This window comes from Pseudomonas sp. LAMO17WK12:I1, assembly GCF_900177315.1.
Classification (GTDB): domain Bacteria; phylum Pseudomonadota; class Gammaproteobacteria; order Pseudomonadales; family Pseudomonadaceae; genus Aquipseudomonas; species Aquipseudomonas marginalis.
On sequence record NZ_FWZV01000020.1, the window covers coordinates 21,173 to 39,423 of the forward strand.

Sequence of the window (18,251 nt, forward strand, 5' to 3'; positions counted from 1 at the left end):
CAGAGTTGGCTTTGGAGTTCACACACGCTGCGTTATCGCTCTATTAGCTATCCCGAGGCGCTCCCCCTCTTTTCGTCAACAGCAACCTTGGGTCGACCGCAGTCTTCGCAATAGGTAACCATCAGCCAAGAGCGACGTCTGGTTTGCCTCCTAATTGCAACTAGCCCACCAAGTTACGATGAATCTGATCATAAAATGCGGCGCAGTGTGCAGCCTTGCTTCTAAGCCGAGTATCAGTGCACTTGCAAGCGCTTTGGCTCCAAAACGCCATCATTTGCCATTGCGTCGGCTTTATCGATACAGGACACCGATGATGGAAACAGCATCGAGCACCCTTCTCAGCCCAATATGTTCAGAGTCGACAGCAAGAACATCCGCTAAGCCCAGCCCACCAATAGATTCAAATTGGCGAAGATGTTGCAGCGGTGCAGGGAGCTTGGCCCCTACCCGCTTAAATAGGCTGCTGCCATCGTCGAGGTGCAACGCAACATATTCGTCGAGATGCGCATCGAAGTCGTCCATGGCAATGGCTGCACCACCCAGTGCGATTTGATCTGGGAGTGCGAGGGGTACAGCGCTATCCTCTTTGATACGGTACGCAGACTGGATTTTCTGAATCTGAGGAACTGCAGGTACCTGCACGGCTTCATTTTTGGAGCTGGGCACGAAGTCTAGGCTACCGAAGAACATTCCCACAATCGGATGCAGCAGCAACTGGTTTTCGTGTAGCAACTGTGTCGGCGGACTTTTGCGTGGATCAGGCGTTTCGGCGGCCAGAGCGACAAATTCTGAGTGCTGGGGCTTCAGCAATCGACGAGCAAAAACATCTTTCCCCATGCGTGCAATGACAATTTGTCGATCCGTTGGGGCAGAAGCCTCTATCTCAACAATCGCCACGCTGCCCTGTGGCCCCGCGAACCCTAATGTGTTCGACCTGATGTAGAAGAACGCTTTGGACTGGAACCAGTCGGAGGTAATTTCCTCAAACTCAACTTCCTGAGAGTCGCCCACCGTGGCACCTCGCACAAACGCTTTCAGGGAGGCTCTAATGGAAACTCGAAACTCTGATACCTCAGCAGGACATAAAGAGGCCATAGTGGTGGAAGGTATGGCTAATGGCTCGCGGCGGTTGAAGGTTCGAAACTCCTCATGCGCACGTTCTACGCCTTTACGCAGTCGCTCAAGATGCTCCTTAATATCAGACACATCCTGTGGGCGGATTCTTTCTTTATCTCTGTGATGGGATTTGTTGAGCAGCCCTAGAGTTGCAGAACCATCGTTCAGCGCGTGATCGTTGACAAAGCCCTTGATGATCGGGCTCTTGAACAACTCATTAGGCGGGTTCTTGATCAGGCCGCGCAGTCGGCTTAGATGGTCACCGAGTGTAGGTGCAAAGCTGACCGTCGCGGCTGCGGGGTACGCACGGTCATCAAACAGGTCCCCCATACGCCCCTCCAGAAATACACGACATTCTGCTAGATAGTCCTGCGCCGCCCTAGGATCGTCGGGGTGAGCCTTGAACTGTTCAAACGCCGTCTGAACTCTGGAAACACTGGGTGTCAGGAAGATAGTGCCTCGGGTGGCTGTAGCAGGGTGTACATACTGATGGTTAAAGGGAACTGACTTGCCCTGCAGACGTCTGGCTACTGCTAGGGCGAAGCGCGTGTCATGTGTGGTGATGATCAATTGCGCACTAGCTTTGTATATTTCATATAAAGCTTCAGCAAGCCTATCGCGGTTATCCCCATCAAGCAGTTCTTGGGGGTCATCCAGCAGGAGCAACTGCAATCCTCCGCGCTCGCTGAGCATGTACTGCCAGTAAGCAAGATAAAAGCCCAGAAGGCTTGCGCGTAGAGCTGACGCGTTCGACACGTGCTGCGCTGGTGCGGCGAGCCTGTTAGCACCGACTAGCAGTTGCAGTTCACCGTTGCTGCTCATTCGGGTGTCGACAAGCTCCAAGCTGGTTGAGGGAAAGGCACTGGAATAAATCTTCTGGCGCCAAGCGGTAGCGCTGCTACGTAACCTCCGTTGCAGCAGCAGAACTTGCTGCTCCGCCAAATCACCTACGGTGACACACTCTTTCAGCGCCAAGCTTGCTTCGCCATAGGCTTTCAGCCGCTGTTCAAAACTCCGACGTTTCCTGAGCTCAGCTACCAGCCGCTTTTGCTTCACGGCGGCCTCGTCGACAGGGGCTATCGCTGCGACCACGGCTTGCAACTTTTGCAGTAGTCCCATGAGTGAACTTGGTACGGTCTCGCGCTCGGCAGTCGCCTCTTGGCCAACGACCTCCGACATGAAGCTGTTCCTCGCCAACGTGGCATGTTTGCGCCATGCGGGGTAGGCCAACGCGCGCTCAACCCGATAGATAAGTTGATTGAGCGTTTTTAGTTCAGCACGTCCCCCTCCCAGTTCCGGCGAAGCAGTAAAATTAAATTTAGGAAAAGACGCTAAGCTATGATCGCAGGCTTCGGCAACGCTCTGTTTAAGCAGCGCTAGACTTCCGATAAAGGCTGTATCAAGAAACAGCTCGTCCACAACTGCTTGACGTAGTAGTGAAGTCGGACTTGCTGAAAGGTCGCGCCTTACCTCTGCTGCGATAGCAACCGGGAGTCGCGTCGTGATTTGACCGATGACGTGATTCGCCCAAGCAGTGAAGGTTTGCCCTGCATAATCCCCCTCCTTGGCCGCCCCATTTATGTGGTCTTTAATCTTTAGCCCTGTGATCTCATCCACGACGTCGATTAAACTGTGGCCACAGATCGCACAACTGTTCTCGTCCTGCAGTCCGGGGTGTTCGCGTATCCAAGTTGCAACCCGCGCGTAGAGTCGTACACGCGCTGCCTTGTTTGGCTCGGCAGCAATCTCAACAAGCTCCTCTGCTTCTTTACGCACTGCTGCGATGAAATCCCTAACGGGCGCCGCTTCATCATCCGAGAGCTTGGTCAATCCACCCAGCCGCGCAATTGAGGGAAGCGTGCCGAGTTTGCCAACTGCACTCAGTGCCGGTGCGATGCTCTTCATCAAGTCGCTCCGCTGTCTCTCATCCTGAGCATCGAATGTGTCGCCTAATACCTGTTTCGCGTGATCAAGGCCGGACGTCTTGAGCATTTCGAGTTCAGAGGCAAGTTGATCGAGCTTGGTCTCAAGACACGCATCGTCTGAAGGTAGTGGAACGGCTTCTTCGTCAATGGCCAACGTGTGTTGATGGATCAAATCCAATAGGTCGCTACGGGTGACGATGTAGGCCTCATCAGAACCCTCTAGCTCGCTGCGTTTAATTTTTGTCAGGTCGCCATCAATTTTCTTTTTGGCTTTATTAGCGTGGTTAGCCAATTGGACCAGAGGTGCCATACCCGTGAGCTCTGATACCGCCTTGCCCAATGCGGAGGTAGAGCCAACTTGCACATAGGGAAGGATGCCGGGAATCGTCGTACCAACCCGCGTGCTGATTGGGTCGAGCCCCATCTCGTCCAGACCAGAGACTTCTTCCTTCAAGGTATTGCGCGCGACGCGCCTCAGGCTCCTACGAACTCGGTAACGCTGCTTATCTTGATCTTCAAACACCAATTCCACCCAGGTGTTGACCGGAATCGCCTGCGCGGTAAGCGACTCCAGCGTCGGATCAGGCAGCGGTACTACTGGTGGAGCTGCATGAGTGGCGACTTCATCAACTTCAAAATCAAAATCCTTGCCGCCGGACTCTGGTGGTCGCTGTGGTCGTAACACCTCCCCCGTCAACGCCCAGATGATGGAATTGATCAGGGATGTCTTACCGCAGCCGTTGTAGCCTTCGAAGAGCGTCACACCACTTTCGATGTTAAAGACGAAGTCGTTTGGTTTGGCTTGGGTGGTTCCAGCATGATGGAGACCGGCGAACTGATGCGCTTGGATCGAGGCGAGCGAAAATATGCGGGGAGAGTCTGGTCGGCTGACATGCGCAGCTGGGTGCTGGGAAGCGGGCAAAGCAAGAGCGGCGTCGACTATCGCCTCCACGTCGGTGGTTTGAACGTTGGCCGCCCATCGCGTTTTATTTTTGGTGTACCAAAAAAGCACGCCACGCGCCGTGCTGGATTTAAGCTGGAAGGTACTTCCATCATCGCCCACACCGACAGATAAACCTGCTATTAGGTCTGCGCAAAGGCTATCCAGGGTATGTAGGTGAAGTGGGCGAGTCGCCGTGGTCATGTCCTATTCCCATTTTTTAGTGCGCTGAGAATAGACCTGATAGTAGCTTTACGCCACTTCCTACCCATCCGTGCAGTTGCAGTCGTCTGTCGCAACAGGGTCCTACTACAGTAGCGCGGTCTATAGCGCTCATACCTCAAAATATCGGTTAGGAAGTTCGTCTGTCATTGAAGAAGGCGAATTTACAGTACCAACGGCTGTTTCTGCCCAACTTCTGCCGGTCAAGGTCACCCAATGCTGATCAAATCCGATGCAAACGCCTCGTCAGTTCGAATGAAATTGACTGAGTGGCAATGCAAACGGGTGATCAAGTGGAGTGCAGTTACGCACCTGCGCTCAGCCGGTGTGGCGATACGGCCAATGAGCTAATCGGAGATTGCTGACACGTACTGTTTGAGGTGCGCCCCCCCACCACTCAGGCTTGATCCAAGGTATCCTGCCCGATATTGCGGGCAGCTTGAGGGGAGCATCCGCCCTGACCGGAGAGAAAAATGTACCTCCCAGAGATAGAGCTTTGGCTGGATCAATTCAACAAAGACCCTGCTGACCGCCCGCTGGCAGAACTATTGCTCTCCAAAGTCAATTACATGAATCACACCGACGTAAGAGTGACCTTGAAGAAAAGGATCACTCGTGTGTGCAAAAACAGCCCCTCCTCCGCTATCTACGTCGAGCGAGAGCTTCAGCGCACAAGACATAAAAAGGGTCTACCGCCTCCCATGTACAGGGAGGAGAAAGTACCGAGCAAGAAACGCAGAAGGCGAGTTGCCCTGAGAGCCGTAGGCGCGGCAAAACCTGCAGTACAGTCATTGAAGAACAAGCGCCAGGTGATTGGCAGCGAAGGGGTGTTGGCACAGGCCCTTTCTTCCTTATGCGTCCAGCATGCTCATAAACTTATGTTCCATCCGTCAGCGGATGAGATACGGGACAATGGTGTGAGGAAGCTCATCATCGTGACTGATTTCATTGGCAGCGGTGACCGGGTCAAAAGGATGTTGAGTTCTTTCTGGCGAGTCAGGAGCATCCGTAGCTGGAGGTCGTATGGGCTTGCTGAGCTAGTCGTAGTCGCCGTCAGCGGCTCGAAGCCCGGCATTGAAGCGGTGAAGCGCCACCCCAGCAAGCCAACCGTCATAACTTGTTACCCTTGCCCCACGATTTTCGATTCATTCGACCCGAGTGAAAGCGATCAGATACTGACGCTCTGCGCTGATTACGGAAGCTTCTCTGGAGATCCTCTCGGTTACGGGGAGGTAGGGGCGCTGATGGCCTTTGAACATTCCGCTCCGAACAATATGCCCGCGATTTTTACGGAGCAAAACGTTAGCAATGTCAGACCTTGGAGTCCTTTGTTTATCAATCGCTCTACAGAAGCGTTCTGGTTGAATCCACCGTACGATGAGAAATCAGTCGATCTGAAATTTGAGACACTGGGGTTGCCCACCATCCCCCAGTCAATGACTTACAGACAGTTCAACAACGCACAACGCGCAGCTGTCTTGATTACTGCTGCGGTTTCCAAGGGCAGAAGAAGTCACATTGAGTTGATTGCCGTCACAGATTTCCCCGTGAAAGTTCTGTTCCAATCAATGGAGATGGCTGAAGAGCTCGGCTTGATCAACCACAGAGCACGCCTCACACAAAAAGGGCGTGCATTGCTCGACAGTTTGAGTCCACGCCGAAGCAAGACGACCCTGGTCTATGGATCGAAAACCCACTACTATCCAACTCAGCTGAGAGCTCCGATTTAGCGGAATCTAGAATCCTCTGCAATTGGTAGAGGCTGTAGGAAGCAGGCTATGCTGTCCGATGGAAGAACATTCGCATTACAGGAGGTTGGGTACCTCGCATCTTCGCCGGCGGAGTCTTGCGGGCTTCGAGGCACCCATCCGCCAGAGCGGAATCTAAGGTAGATGAATCGCTGGAGCTCTCAGCACTACATTCGAATTGGCAACGATCAAGGCGTTGCCCCTGCCATCCTCAAAACGGCAGCCGAAACAGCTAAGCATTTGCATAAATGCAACCCGAATCTCCCCCCGGTTTTTACACTACGGCATTTGGCGCATTACACAGGTGTACCTTACGGTTTCCTGCGAATGGTAGTGGCGAGAAACAAGCAGGTAGAGCCTTACCGGGTCTTCAAGCTGAAGAAGCAGGTGAGGAGTTTTGGCCGTGAACGGTTTCGCTTCGTGTGCGCCCCTCACCCCTACCTTCTGAAAGCTCAGCGGTGGATTAACAGGGAGATCCTGGCAAAGATCCCTGGCCACGAAGCAAGCTATGCCTACAGCCCAGGGAGCAGTGTCTACGACGCTGCCAGCATGCACGCTGGCTGCAGATGGCTTATCAAGCTGGACGCCACGAACTTTTTCGAGTCAATTCTAGAGCCAAAGATTTACGAGATATTTAGAACCATTGGGTACCAGCCTTTAGTGGCTTTCGAACTGGCTAGAGTTTGCACGCGTACACGTCCTTCTGGCAATCCGGTGTACTCGAACCGGGCAGATCCAAACAAAAAAGGCTTGCCATACAACACTGTGCAGATAGGCCACCTGCCGCAGGGCGCGGCCACAAGCCCCCACCTGTCCAACCTCGCAGCCCGTGACCTAGATGAGAGTCTTAAAAATTTCGCGCTTCTCAACCAGCTTATATACACCAGGTATGCTGATGACCTTACGTTCTCTTCAACTGAAGAGTTTGTCAGAGAGGATGTTGTAAAAAAAATCCATGAGATCTATGGATTCATGCGGGCTAATGGCTTGTGGCCGAACAAAAGCAAAACGCAGATCGTGCCGCCAGGTGCACGGAAGATCGTTTTAGGGCTCTTGGTCGACGGCGCCCAACCCAGGCTAACCAAGGAGTTTAAACAAGAAATTCGTACCCACCTCCATTTCCTCCAAAGATCCGATATAGGTGTCCGAAAACATCTGAAAGCCCGAGGCTTCGATTCCTTTTGGGGATTGCGAAACTTCCTGATCGGCAAACTCTCGTATGCAAAATCGGTTGAGCCGGAATGGGAATCTAAAATGAATAGGCTGTTCGTTAAAATCAACTGGGACACTTGAAGCATTCAGTGACCGCATTTAGCGACCGACAGAAATATTCTGGCACAGCCACTTATGACGGGCTGCGACGGGTCCATTACCAACGTTCAGCACAGGCAGCTATCGGCCAACAACTGCCGCGGATGGAGGTGACGCCCTGTTGACGGGCGTCGGTCAATCATTTGATATCCCCCCTAAGTCTTCCGGCTTACACACCACCTTCAACGAAGCGCCAAGGTCAGGGAAGCCCAACGAAAATCCAGGTTCTGACCAGTTTCCTTCGAGAAGTTGACAAACCTAAAAACTCGGTCCATCTGAGAACGAGTCATCGCGAGTCAGAAATCTCAATGCTCCTCGAATTTGGTTTGACCATGGATCGGGGATGAGTAATAGATCGCGTTTAATCTCTAAAATTCGCTGCCCCCCGCCAGCTTGTTCTGCGATGCGATGAAGTATCTTGTCGAGATCTCCTGCACGTGCGGCAGCCAGCGCTATGTCCGTAGCGCGCCAATTTGAATGCATGAATGCATCTACCAAGTGATGTCGGGCAGTTTTGCATTTGTCCCAATCTACGAAAAGAAAGAACTTCAGGAAATCAGGTGCGTTATTGTCTTTCATCAACAGCTTGTAAACTGGAGGAAATGCAGCGGCTATCAGAGGCGAAACAGGATCGTGTCTCGCTTGCAGTAGGAATGGCATTAACGCCGCAGAAGCATCAAGAAATCCGCGTTGGTAGCGGGTCCCAGAATCCCAAAGCAAGTTGGCCGCGTCCGATACTGCCGACTCCGGATAATCAATTCGCCCTCTCGCGATAATTGCCGTAGCAAGTTCGGGAATTGCCGACATTATGCGCTGGCGAACTTCACTCGACGAGCGATTGAAGGCTGATAAATGCGCAGCGAATACCTTAGCCGATGCCTTCCTGTTCAGCCCAACGAAGATAGCTCTGCGCCCGTCTAGGCAATCACCGGCAGTCTGAAGCAGCAATTCCAACGCAGCACTGTCAACCTCACCCGCTTCGCGCCCCAGAACGACCTCCACCGCGCGCGATGCCAGCCTCACGGCGTCATCACTACCTGCATAGGGCAGCAGACGCAACGTCATATCGATCGTTAAAGACGCAGATAGAACATTGGCGTCCAAGACCCGTTTAACCGTATCGACGTTTCCACCAGGATCCTTCATCAGCAGGTCTAACACATCAGTTTCGTTGACACCTCCAACCATGGACCTTAGTTGACTTAAACTGGCTGACTGCAGCAATCGGCATACATAGTGCAGCCGTCGCTGGTCCGTGATCAAACTATGAGCCATTACCCATTCGAGGTCTTCCCTGACTGGAGCTATAAGATGAGTAAGGAGCGCATCTGCTCCAGCGCTCTCTGGAAAACTAACGGTCAGGGTGCGTAACGGTGATAGCGCGCCTATTTCCTTTGCCCTTTCGGCCAGAGGCCGGTGCAGGCTCTCAGCAGCGAGACGGTTTGCCTCAAAGAGTAGGCTGGTTTCTGCCAACAGCTCCTCTTCATCAAGTTCAGCGATCAAGGGTCGCGCAGCCGGAGCATATAGCTCTTCGACTAAGTACTTCAAAATACGCCGCGTCGCTAAATCACGAGTTGATTTCGACGCGTCAACAATGGCCGTCGCAAGCGGTTCTGAGAGGCTCGGAAATTCTTTTAGGGCCACTTTAGAGAGCGGGGGGCTTAGCAATAGTAGTTGAAGTACAGTCGCCGGCTGAAGCGCGGCAATCGCTTCAGCAACATCAGTGTCAAACCGCTGGGCTAGTCCATCTCCAATCGCACCGATGAGCAGCTTACGACCTCGACCATTAGCAAGCATTTCGACACTGCGAATAGCCTCACTCGGGGACTTCGTGGCTAAGTTCATCGCCGAATTGCGGATAGCCTTGGCCGATGAAAGTTTTAGCCGTACGCCATTCAGCTTTTCCGTAAGGGCTAATAAAAAGCGCCACGCGTCGGTGGATGGGAGCGATTCAGCGGCACGTATTGCCGCATGACCGAGTTCCGGCTCAAGCCACTTAATTGCCTTAATATTGCGAGGAGATCGGCTATTGGCAATGTCCAACAGCCCCAATGCTGCGTTGGGTGAAACTTCAAGCTTGTCGTACAGCTCGTTCCAGAGAAGAGAGATCCTCAAATCCGCCTCAGTTCCTCCTTGCGCTGTCGATAGCTCACCCAACACGTCGTCGCTCAGCAGAACAGGCGGCTGATCCTGAAATACACTCTGCACGATTTTTCGAGACCAGCGGTGACGGCCTTCAGCAGAATTGCGCCCATCAATGCGACGGCCCGGCCAATCGCTGAAGCGAGACCTGGCATCCTTAGGTGCGAACACCAAGTCAAAGCTGATGCTGCCGATGGACCGAGGTGATAGAGCAAAAGTGGAGACAGCGAACCTTGTTCGCAAGGAAGGCCATAACGCTGTCAGAAGCCGAAGCGTAATTCCTTCCGGCTTAGAGGCGTCGAAAACGACAATCGGTTTACGATCCTCAAGGAACAACGCTTCGACCAACTCAATGCATTGAGCGGCGTCCACTGGCGCAAACGAACCAGTTTCTCGAGCAAGATGAACCCGCTTAGCGGGCGCGGTGGGACCTTCGTGAGTAAGTGATCTCGCCAGTGCTAGGACATCAACGCTGCTAGTCCAATCCAGCATCGGAATGAAATAACTGCGGGTTCGAACACAACCCGCTCTCGGCGCATCCAAGTCCTGCCACGTTCGTGCAATGACGTAGTACGATCCCGATGGAAGTGGATAGCAGGTGAGGTAGGGTTCAAAATGCTCGCCAGGTCGAAGCGGTCCGGCCACGTCAGATAGACGGTCAACCAAATCCTGATCGGTCTTGGACAGCTTGGCCGAGGAGGAGAGGAGCTGGTGCCCGTTTCGGTAGCCATGTAGCTGCTGATCTAAAATTGTCATGATTCCATTAGGCGCCTATGGCCCAAGCTACAGGTATTGTGACATCAGCATCTTGATACCAGGCGCCATCACGCTCGAGAGTAACAGAACCACTCTCAGCCATGATCATACTCTGATACTTTTCCTGAAACTCAGGGTCGTACTGCAGATCACCGCCCACGATGGTGACCCCGTAAACTCGCGCCTCGACTCGCTGAACATCCTCCAGCGCCCCTGCAAACAATGGAAATTGTCTACGTAAATAGGCCTGTGGACCAGCTTCTTGGCTGGCAGCGTCTAACTTATCCCAAGCAGTTACAACAACAGCCACTCGTGGTTTTTCACCATCTGGTCTAACAGAGAGACGTTGCTGCAAGAGACGTAAGAGTTCGCATAGAATCACTTGCGTAGGCAGCTCTACCTCCTCGTTCCCCTCTCCGATGAAGCTAAGGGCACCTCGTGTGGCCACCCAGTCGAGCGGCTGCACGTTCAGGGGTGACAGTACTCGCACAAAGAGCAGAGCACCCTCAGCGCTCTCCAACGTGTCCAACCACTCACGTGGGATGTCTGAGTTTTTCACCGCGTCTCGCCAGAGCTCACCTGTGAAATCCGGGACGATTAATTCAGTAGGGTTATTACTCTGCTCGAGTTTGAGCGGTACACAAAAATCCTGGCGCTCAGTATTGGTATCCGTTCGACCAGCGAATTCTCCTTGAAGCAAGTTTTCGCAGATGCTTTCAACATACTCAATATTTTGCGGCATGCCTGCGCGTTTCAGTTGCCCTTTACCAGCTTTCAGCGCGGCCCAAAGCCTCCCGACGTAATTACTCTTGCCGGAGTCAGGCCCACCTACAAGAATTATAGACTTCCGGTTCATAAATCCTTTCCGAAGTTGAGAAACGCCCGATGCGAATGCGACACTTGGTCCACAGGCCATGGATCTGGAGCTTGCTCTGAGGGTTTAAGCGACAGACTAATTAGCTCAGCGAAACCAGAACCCGGTGCTACTTCGTGGCTCTCAGAAAAAGATGCGATCGAAGCGAATTCAATCTTAAAACCAAATTCTCCCCCCGAGTCCTGCACGCGTTTTAATACCTGCTCAGGGATGCTTCCGCTGTCTCGCCAACTGGCGACAAGAATTATTTTTGGCCGTGAGACTGGAAGCACTAAAGAAAGACGTTCGAATAGATTCGTCGTCCTATGGATGGCCAGTTCGCGAGTTTTACCGTGAAGGAAGTCTCGACCGTTCACCATAATCCAAAGGACCTCGGCGGCCTTGAGAAAGGCGAACCTTTCTGAATCACCATTTTGAATCAGGCTCCGCGACCATTCGCCTGGAAGGTCAGGCATCAAGACATCGAATTTGTAAGCGTCCGAATGGCGCCGCAACCTTAGATGTAAAAAACCCGCCTGCCTGTCGTCAGGCAGTTCTGTATGGACCGTCATCTGTCGGGGAGGACTGCCATCATTCCAGCGTCGTGAACCGCGGGAAATCTCCTCAAACGCCATGAGCGTCATGCTGTCTGCATAACTGAAGCCGTCAAGGGAGTCATGGGCTAGCTGCAAATAAAGACTTGCAATGCAGGCTGTCTTACCGGCGTCGGGTAGACCAACAATGCCGATCAGGTTGACGTATCTCTCGCTCATCAGCAGATCAGCCTCTGCTAGTCCAAGTGTGCCACTGCGTGGCAACTGAGCCTTGTTCGTCGGCGCATCCAGGACGGCCTCTCCGAGACCAGGGCCTGCCTTATCTCCAGAGACCGCCCGCCCCTCATAATCGGTGCTCGTCTCGTCCTTCAGGAGATCCAAATCATCAGTCAAGGACAACAATGCGTGATGAGCTGGGCACTCCTCAAGCGTGGCATAGCTCTGCATGCATACCCCAGTCTGTGAGTATGTGCATTCCGGGACTGTACACACTGGCTCGGTCATAGTCCGTTAGCCATCCCTTTACGCAAATGCTGAATTGCCCCCTCCAGTAACGCGCGGGCGCCCCACTCCCAAGCGGTCTTCTTTTCATCCGAGGCGCAAGCATCAGTACTTCCGGTTTTAATCGCCGCCATGAGCGGAAATACCGCGGATTCATCAGCCTTAACCGAATCAAAATTTGTGGCTAATTTAGTACGGCGTTCACCTAAAAGCTCGATAAGTTCCATGAGTGACAACGGTTCGCCATTCTCAATATTACGCAGAACGATGTTGCGGTGAGCGTCCGCAGGAAGTCTTCTCAATTTGAGCGCCCCATCCAATCCGGCGGCGACGGCGCGAACTGCACACGGCAAACTATCGAGCGGCTCGTCCAGCAACTCGCTCCGCCCGGAGAGGAGCCACCACATAAAGTCCAGCTCTTCACGGTCGAGTACAGCATTTTCACGCATCGCCGAGATCATTGGCTCTACGGCCTGGCTAAAGGCTTTATTGACTCTAGACGGCTGTGTTGAATCCTGACTGATGGACACGAGACCGATTGATGGCACCGTCTGCCGCACGCGCGCGGCATCGGCAATTTTCAGCACATGTGTGCGGCTGGCTGTCAGCAAGTCTTGACGAAGGCGTTCAACCTTCTCCAATTCAAGAGGGCGCTGAAACGCAAGAGCTGACCAGAAGGCCGCCGCCAGAGCATCCACCGAGGTCCCGCCGCTTTTAGCAGTGACACTTTGAAAAACGTCGATTGCGGCGACTGCCAAAACCACCTTGATTTGCAGATCATCTGGATTGGCGGACCGAACAAATGAGACAGCATGCCGCTGAATTTTTTCTTCACCAATAGCTGCAATTTCATCGGGAAGACATGCGCTGGTGCCGAATGAGGAAGAAATACGACTCGCCGTACTAATGGCCAAATCCGGGGTGAGACTTTCAAACCACGCTTTGATTTCAGCCACAGCTTTTAATCGTTTCTCCACCAATCCGTCGTCAGTACCAGTATCAAAAATACGAGCATATTCGGCCATGTTGCTCATTGATTGTCCTTGTTGATTTTACGCTTGGTGAGGGCTTCTTCCACCTTTTCGCGCAGTTGATCGAAACGATTCATTTTAGCGATATTTCGGAAAAGTTTACTTTCCGTCTCGTGAGTAAAATGATCCATATTTTCATTAGGTACGGCGTCAAGCTCCACCAAAATACGAAGTCGTTCGCCCTCTGTAAGATCGCGGAAGAAACGCAAATGGAGATTCTGATACTCCGTCTCATCAACGCGCGAGCTGCCGGTCATCTCTTCCTCCGGCGGTAAGATAATCTCGACCGACGCCGGCTCCACATCCTGGCCTGTTTTGACCCTGGTGCCGATGGAAGGCCTTGTTGCCTTAAGAAAATTGGGTGAACCTAAAACGGTTCGTTGCCCATGCCCACCAAGACGCACATCGTCTGATTCGAACCGCTTCATGTCGTCGTTCCATGCTCGGGCGTACAGTGTCACGGCAAGAGCATCGTCGTTCTCATCCCAGTCAAACTGGATAATGTTGTAAGCATAAGTGTAGGTGTCATCGAAGCTATCAGGTGTCGTAGCTCCAGCGGCAAGCATCATGAGGTCGCGCCCAGGTTCTACGTTTTGGACATCTACTGCTGCTAGGTGCTCATGGCCGGAAATGAAAACTCGAGCTCGGCTTCTTAAGAACCTCTTGGTCTCAGCCGAGTCGGCGTACCAATCAAGTGGATGATGAGTTAGCACCACCAGCTCTTCGCCGATCGCCTCATTCATAACCCGCTGGCGGGCTCCCAGAAGCAAATTTCCCTTTTCGTCTTTACGCCTCGAACAAATCAAAGCGGAGTTTAGTCGGACAAAGCGAATCGCTCGTCCATCGGCGAGCTCCACCCTACGCTCTGCACTGCTATTGCCGCTGCAGTCAAGCGGACACTGGTAAGCGTCGGCGAAGCGTCGGTACTCTTCAAAGCGAAGATAAAGGACCTCTCTTGCCACCGCCTCTTCAAGAAAGTCATCCAGCTTCGCTTCACCTTCGTTACCGATCGCCGCGAGCATCATTTCAGTCAATCCTTTGATCTGATCTCGATCGACATCGTGATTTCCTGGGACCATTTGAATATCAGCTGCCGTACAACCAACGCGGGAGGCAAGTTCATCAAGCCACAATCCAGCTGCGTCATACTCATGACGTTTGCCCGCATATGCGATGTCTCCGGTCACTAAGATCCCCGAAGCTGTTCTGGTAGGTAGTGCTGCCACGTGTGCGGCCGCATCTTCGATTAGCTGCCTTCGAGCGTCCTCATTGACTATTCGAATGCTGCTAGCTTTTTCTTGTCCGAAGTGAATATCGGAGAGGTGGATAAATACGGCCGCCAAACTGAACTCCTTGTTTGCCTCACGCAACTGATGTGAAAGGGACTGGAAGACTGTCCTTGCGCGCGACCTCAACCCTGGCCGGTACTTGCTTGTACCCAACAGAGCTATAAAACGGGCCAGTCGACGCCGAAAAAGTTACCTAGGGAGTAACGGGAAATGAATCGAAGCTAGCAAAATGCTATACCCACGTCCACCCGTGGTTGCTGCTGATGGTTGCGGCTCGCTGAGTGGGATCACGCTTGATCAGCCCTCTCCACGTCACGCCGCTAAAAACGCGTGATACTTAATGCCTCTGCTGGAATCTGAGCGATTGTCTGAATCACCTCAGCAGCAACCGAGACTATCACCCCGCTAATACCTTCCCCCGATGCTCGCCTCGTGGATCTTCGATATGGGCAATGTTGACGAACGCACTTGTCACTTCAGAGCATTGCCTTGGCAAGGAGAGCGTCCAGACACGAGATCAGAACACAATTGCGCCTTCCGGATGGCAACGCCACCCAGATAAAAAATTTTCGTGGGAGTAAATGTGGGAGTATTTTTTCAGACATGAAAAAGCCCAACCTTCTCAGATTGGGCTAACTCCTTGAATAATATGGTCGGGACGGAGTGATTCGAACACTCGACCCCTAGCACCCCATGCTAGTGCGCTACCGGACTGCGCTACGCCCCGACTAGGCGTGTTACTGGGTTCGCTTCGCAACGAAGCGATCAGGAATATACCGCAAGCTTTTGAAATGTGGAAGTATTTTAAAAGCCTGAATCATTTTTTCAAAACCACCAGCACATCTTCCAGTTCGGAGATCATCTGGCGGATCAGTTGCTTGTACTGGGTGGTGTCGTCTTTGGCTTCATCACCGGACATACGCTGGCGCGCGCCGCTGATGGTGAATCCCTGATCGTAAAGCAACGCACGGATCTGTCGGATCATCAGCACATCCTGGCGCTGATAATACCGACGGTTCCCGGTGCGTTTGACGGGGTTGAGTTGAGGAAACTCCTGCTCCCAATAGCGCAGCACGTGCGGTTTTACCGCACAAAGCTCGCTGACTTCACCAATGGTGAAGTAGCGTTTGCCTGGGATGACGGGTAGCTCGTCGTTATGACTTGGTTCCAGCATAAGCCTCAACTCGGGCCTTCAACTTCTGCCCTGGACGAAAGGTGACCACACGGCGAGCCGTGATCGGGATTTCTTCTCCCGTTTTTGGATTGCGGCCAGGCCGCTGGCGTTTGTCCCGCAGATCAAAATTGCCGAAACCGGACAATTTGACCTGTTCGTTGTCTTCCAGAGCGTGTCTGATCTCTTCAAAAAACAGCTCGACCAATTCCTTGGCCTCGCGCTTGTTCAGACCCAACTCTTCGTACAGACGTTCCGCCATCTCAGCTTTCGTCAAAGCCCCCATACGTCACTTCCTTAACGTGGCGTTCAACCTTTGTTCGAGCGAGGTGAGGATATTTTGTGTCGTGGCATTCACCTCATCGTCATTAAGAGTGCGCGATGGATGCTGCCAGGTCAAGCCAACTGCAAGGCTTTTTCTATGCGGATCAATGCCTTTACCCTGATAGACGTCAAATAGCCTGAGGTCTGTCAGCCATTCCCCTGCATTTTCACGGATTACATCCAGAACAGCAGTAGCGGCGACTTCACGATCGGCGATCAGGGCCAGGTCACGACGCACTTCAGGGAAGCGCGACAACTCGCTGAATTTAGGCATCTTGCCCGAGGCCACCTCGGCCAGGACCAGTTCGAAGACGAAGACCGGGCGGTCGAGCCCAAGGGTTTTCGACAGTTCCGGGTGGATGGCGCCGACGAAGCCCACCAGGCGACCTTCGCGCTCGATACGCGCAGTCTGGCCTGGGTGCAGCGCCGGATGGTTGCCTGGCACAAATGTGAAGTCGTCCAGTGCACCGGCAAAGCCCAGTACCGCTTCCACGTCCGCTTTAACGTCGAAGAAGTCCACGGCATCCCGGTCTTGCGCCCAGCCTTCCGGCAAGCGGCTGCCGCAAACAACACCGGCCAGCATCGGCTCTTGCTTCAGGCCGTCGAGTTGACCGACAAACCGCAGGCCGCTTTCGAACATGCGCACGCGGTCTTGCTGACGGTTCAGGTTATGGGAAAGGGCTTTCACCAGGCCTGGCCACAGGGATGAACGCATGGCGGCCATGTCGTTGGAGATCGGGTTGGCCAGCAGCAGCGGCTCGACGCCCGGGTTGAACAGTTCGAACTGCTTCGGATCGATGAAGCTGTAGGTCACCGCTTCCTGATAGCCACGGGCGACCAGCAGACGACGCAGCTCAGGCAGGTGCGCACGCGCTTCTGCCTTGGGTTGCGGCGCCAGGCGCGCTTGCGGGTAACGAACCGGCAGGCGGTTGTAACCGTACAGGCGAGCCAACTCTTCGATCAGATCGACTTCCAGGCTGATATCGAAGCGATGGCTTGGCACTTCAACATGCCACTGCCCTTCCCCACCCGCAGAAATGTTCAACCCGAGGGCCGACAGCAGTTGTTCGATTTCAGCCGGGGCGATGACCAGGCCAAGCATTTGCTCAACGCTTTTGGCGCGCAGGGTGATCGGCGCAACGGACGGCAGATGCTGTTCGCTGACAATCTCAGTGATCGGGCCGGCTTCGCCACCGGTGATTTCCAGCAGCAGGCCAGTGGCGCGCTCCATGGCTTCACGGGCGAGCTTCCAGTCCACACCGCGCTCATAGCGATGTGACGCATCGGTGTGCAGGCCGTAGGAGCGGGCCTTGCCAGCGATAGCAATCTGGTCGAAGAACGCACTTTCAAGGAATACGTCGCGCGTGGTCGCGGACACACCGCTGTGCTCGCCCCCCATCACACCGGCAATCGCCAGGGCGCGGGAATGGTCAGCGATCACCAGGGTGTCGGCGCGCAGGCTGACTTCCTGGCCGTCGAGCAGAACCAGCTTCTCGCCTTCTTCGGCCATGCGCACGCGAATGCCGCCATTGATTTCAGCGAGATCGAAAGCGTGCAGCGGCTGGCCCAGTTCAAGCATCACGTAGTTGGTGATATCGACGGCCGCGTCGATGCTGCGCACGTCGGCGCGACGCAGGCGCTCAACCATCCACAGCGGGGTTGGCCTGGACAGGTCGACGTTGCGGATCACACGCCCCAGGTAACGCGGGCAGGCGTTTGGTGCCAGTACTTCGATCGGTCGCACTTCATCGTGCACCGCAGCCACTGCGGCCACCACTGGACGAGTGACTGGCGCGTTGTACAGCGCGCCCACTTCACGTGCCAGGCCAGCCAGGGACAGGCAGTCGCCACGGTTCGGAGTCAGGTCGACCTCGATGCTGGCGTCTTCCAGCTCCAGGTAGACGCGAATGTCCTGGCCCACTGGCGCATCGCCCGGCAGTTCCATCAGGCCGTCGTTGCCCTCGCCTACTTGCAGCTCCGCCTGGGAGCACAGCATGCCGTTGGACTCGACGCCACGCAGCTTGGCTTTCTTGATCTTGAAGTCGCCCGGCAGTTCGGCACCGATCATGGCGAACGGGATCTTCAGGCCCGGGCGCACGTTAGGCGCTCCGCACACGACCTGGAACGTTTGTGCGCCATTGCTGACCTGGCACACACGCAATTTGTCAGCATCGGGGTGTTGCTCGGTGCTCAGCACCTCGCCCACCACCACACCACTGAAAACACCGGCGGCCGGCGTAACGCTATCGACCTCAAGACCGGCCATCGACAGACGCGCAACCAGCGCATCGCGATCTACCTGCGGGCTTACCCAGCCGCGCAGCCATTGTTCACTGAATTTCATCCTGCTCTCCTAAAGATTCGTTAC

Annotated in this window: 11 protein-coding genes and 1 tRNA gene; 2 read left to right on the forward strand and 10 right to left on the reverse strand. The window is 54.0% G+C overall.

Annotated elements, in window-relative coordinates; genetic code table 11:
- Positions 1 to 291 precede the first annotated feature (291 nt).
- Positions 292 to 4,185 carry an ATP-binding protein gene (locus B9N88_RS29330; RefSeq protein ID WP_027604118.1) on the reverse strand — a complete coding sequence of 1,298 codons (3,894 nt, stop codon included), beginning with the start codon at positions 4,183 to 4,185 and terminating at the stop codon, positions 292 to 294.
- A gap of 491 nt (positions 4,186 to 4,676) precedes the next feature.
- On the opposite strand from B9N88_RS29330, the gene B9N88_RS29335 reads away from it, so the two are divergent.
- Together B9N88_RS29335 and B9N88_RS29340 are read left to right on the forward strand one after the other, a co-directional pair.
- Positions 4,677 to 5,933, forward strand: coding sequence for a phosphoribosyltransferase-like protein (locus tag B9N88_RS29335; protein WP_051429309.1), 1,257 nt, complete (start codon positions 4,677 to 4,679; stop codon positions 5,931 to 5,933).
- Between the two features lie 162 nt (positions 5,934 to 6,095).
- A complete protein-coding gene (locus tag B9N88_RS29340) occupies positions 6,096 to 7,244 on the forward strand; it encodes a reverse transcriptase family protein (protein ID WP_081744381.1) in 1,149 nt (382 codons plus the stop codon).
- Positions 7,245 to 7,520: 276 nt separating this feature from the next.
- Here the strand turns inward: B9N88_RS29340 and B9N88_RS29345 are convergent, their stop codons facing one another.
- The 9 genes from B9N88_RS29345 to pheT all read right to left on the reverse strand — a co-directional run bounded on the left by B9N88_RS29345 (position 7,521) and on the right by pheT (position 18,227).
- The gene (locus B9N88_RS29345) at positions 7,521 to 10,160 is read right to left on the reverse strand and encodes a GAP1-N1 domain-containing protein (RefSeq protein WP_027604116.1); all 2,640 of its coding nucleotides are present in this window, start codon (positions 10,158 to 10,160) and stop codon (positions 7,521 to 7,523) included.
- 7 nt (positions 10,161 to 10,167) lie between these two features.
- Complete coding sequence (locus tag B9N88_RS29350) at positions 10,168 to 11,016, reverse strand: TRAFAC clade GTPase domain-containing protein (RefSeq protein WP_027604115.1); 849 nt, start codon at positions 11,014 to 11,016, stop codon at positions 10,168 to 10,170.
- Positions 11,013 to 12,014, reverse strand: a complete 1,002-nt coding sequence (locus tag B9N88_RS29355) for a TRAFAC clade GTPase domain-containing protein (RefSeq protein ID WP_256221104.1) — start codon at positions 12,012 to 12,014, stop codon at positions 11,013 to 11,015. The genes B9N88_RS29350 and B9N88_RS29355 overlap by 4 nt, the downstream gene beginning before the upstream one ends.
- Positions 12,015 to 12,067: 53 nt before the next feature.
- The gene (locus B9N88_RS29360; RefSeq protein ID WP_027604113.1) at positions 12,068 to 13,102 is read right to left on the reverse strand and encodes a GTPase-associated system all-helical protein GASH; all 1,035 of its coding nucleotides are present in this window, start codon (positions 13,100 to 13,102) and stop codon (positions 12,068 to 12,070) included.
- Positions 13,099 to 14,442 carry a metallophosphoesterase gene (locus tag B9N88_RS29365; RefSeq protein ID WP_027604112.1) on the reverse strand — a complete coding sequence of 448 codons (1,344 nt, stop codon included), beginning with the start codon at positions 14,440 to 14,442 and terminating at the stop codon, positions 13,099 to 13,101. The genes B9N88_RS29360 and B9N88_RS29365 overlap by 4 nt, the downstream gene beginning before the upstream one ends.
- A gap of 596 nt (positions 14,443 to 15,038) precedes the next feature.
- A tRNA-Pro gene (locus B9N88_RS29370) sits at positions 15,039 to 15,115 on the reverse strand.
- 90 nt (positions 15,116 to 15,205) lie between these two features.
- A complete protein-coding gene (locus B9N88_RS29375; RefSeq protein WP_003174972.1) occupies positions 15,206 to 15,562 on the reverse strand; it encodes a MerR family transcriptional regulator in 357 nt (118 codons plus the stop codon).
- Positions 15,543 to 15,845, reverse strand: a complete 303-nt coding sequence (gene ihfA, locus B9N88_RS29380; RefSeq protein ID WP_002553164.1) for an integration host factor subunit alpha — start codon at positions 15,843 to 15,845, stop codon at positions 15,543 to 15,545. Before ihfA ends, B9N88_RS29375 begins: the two co-directional genes overlap by 20 nt.
- A gap of 3 nt (positions 15,846 to 15,848) precedes the next feature.
- Positions 15,849 to 18,227 (reverse strand): phenylalanine--tRNA ligase subunit beta, encoded by a 2,379-nt coding sequence (gene pheT, locus B9N88_RS29385; RefSeq protein ID WP_027604111.1) that lies wholly within the window; start codon positions 18,225 to 18,227, stop codon positions 15,849 to 15,851.
- Positions 18,228 to 18,251: the final 24 nt, after the last annotated feature.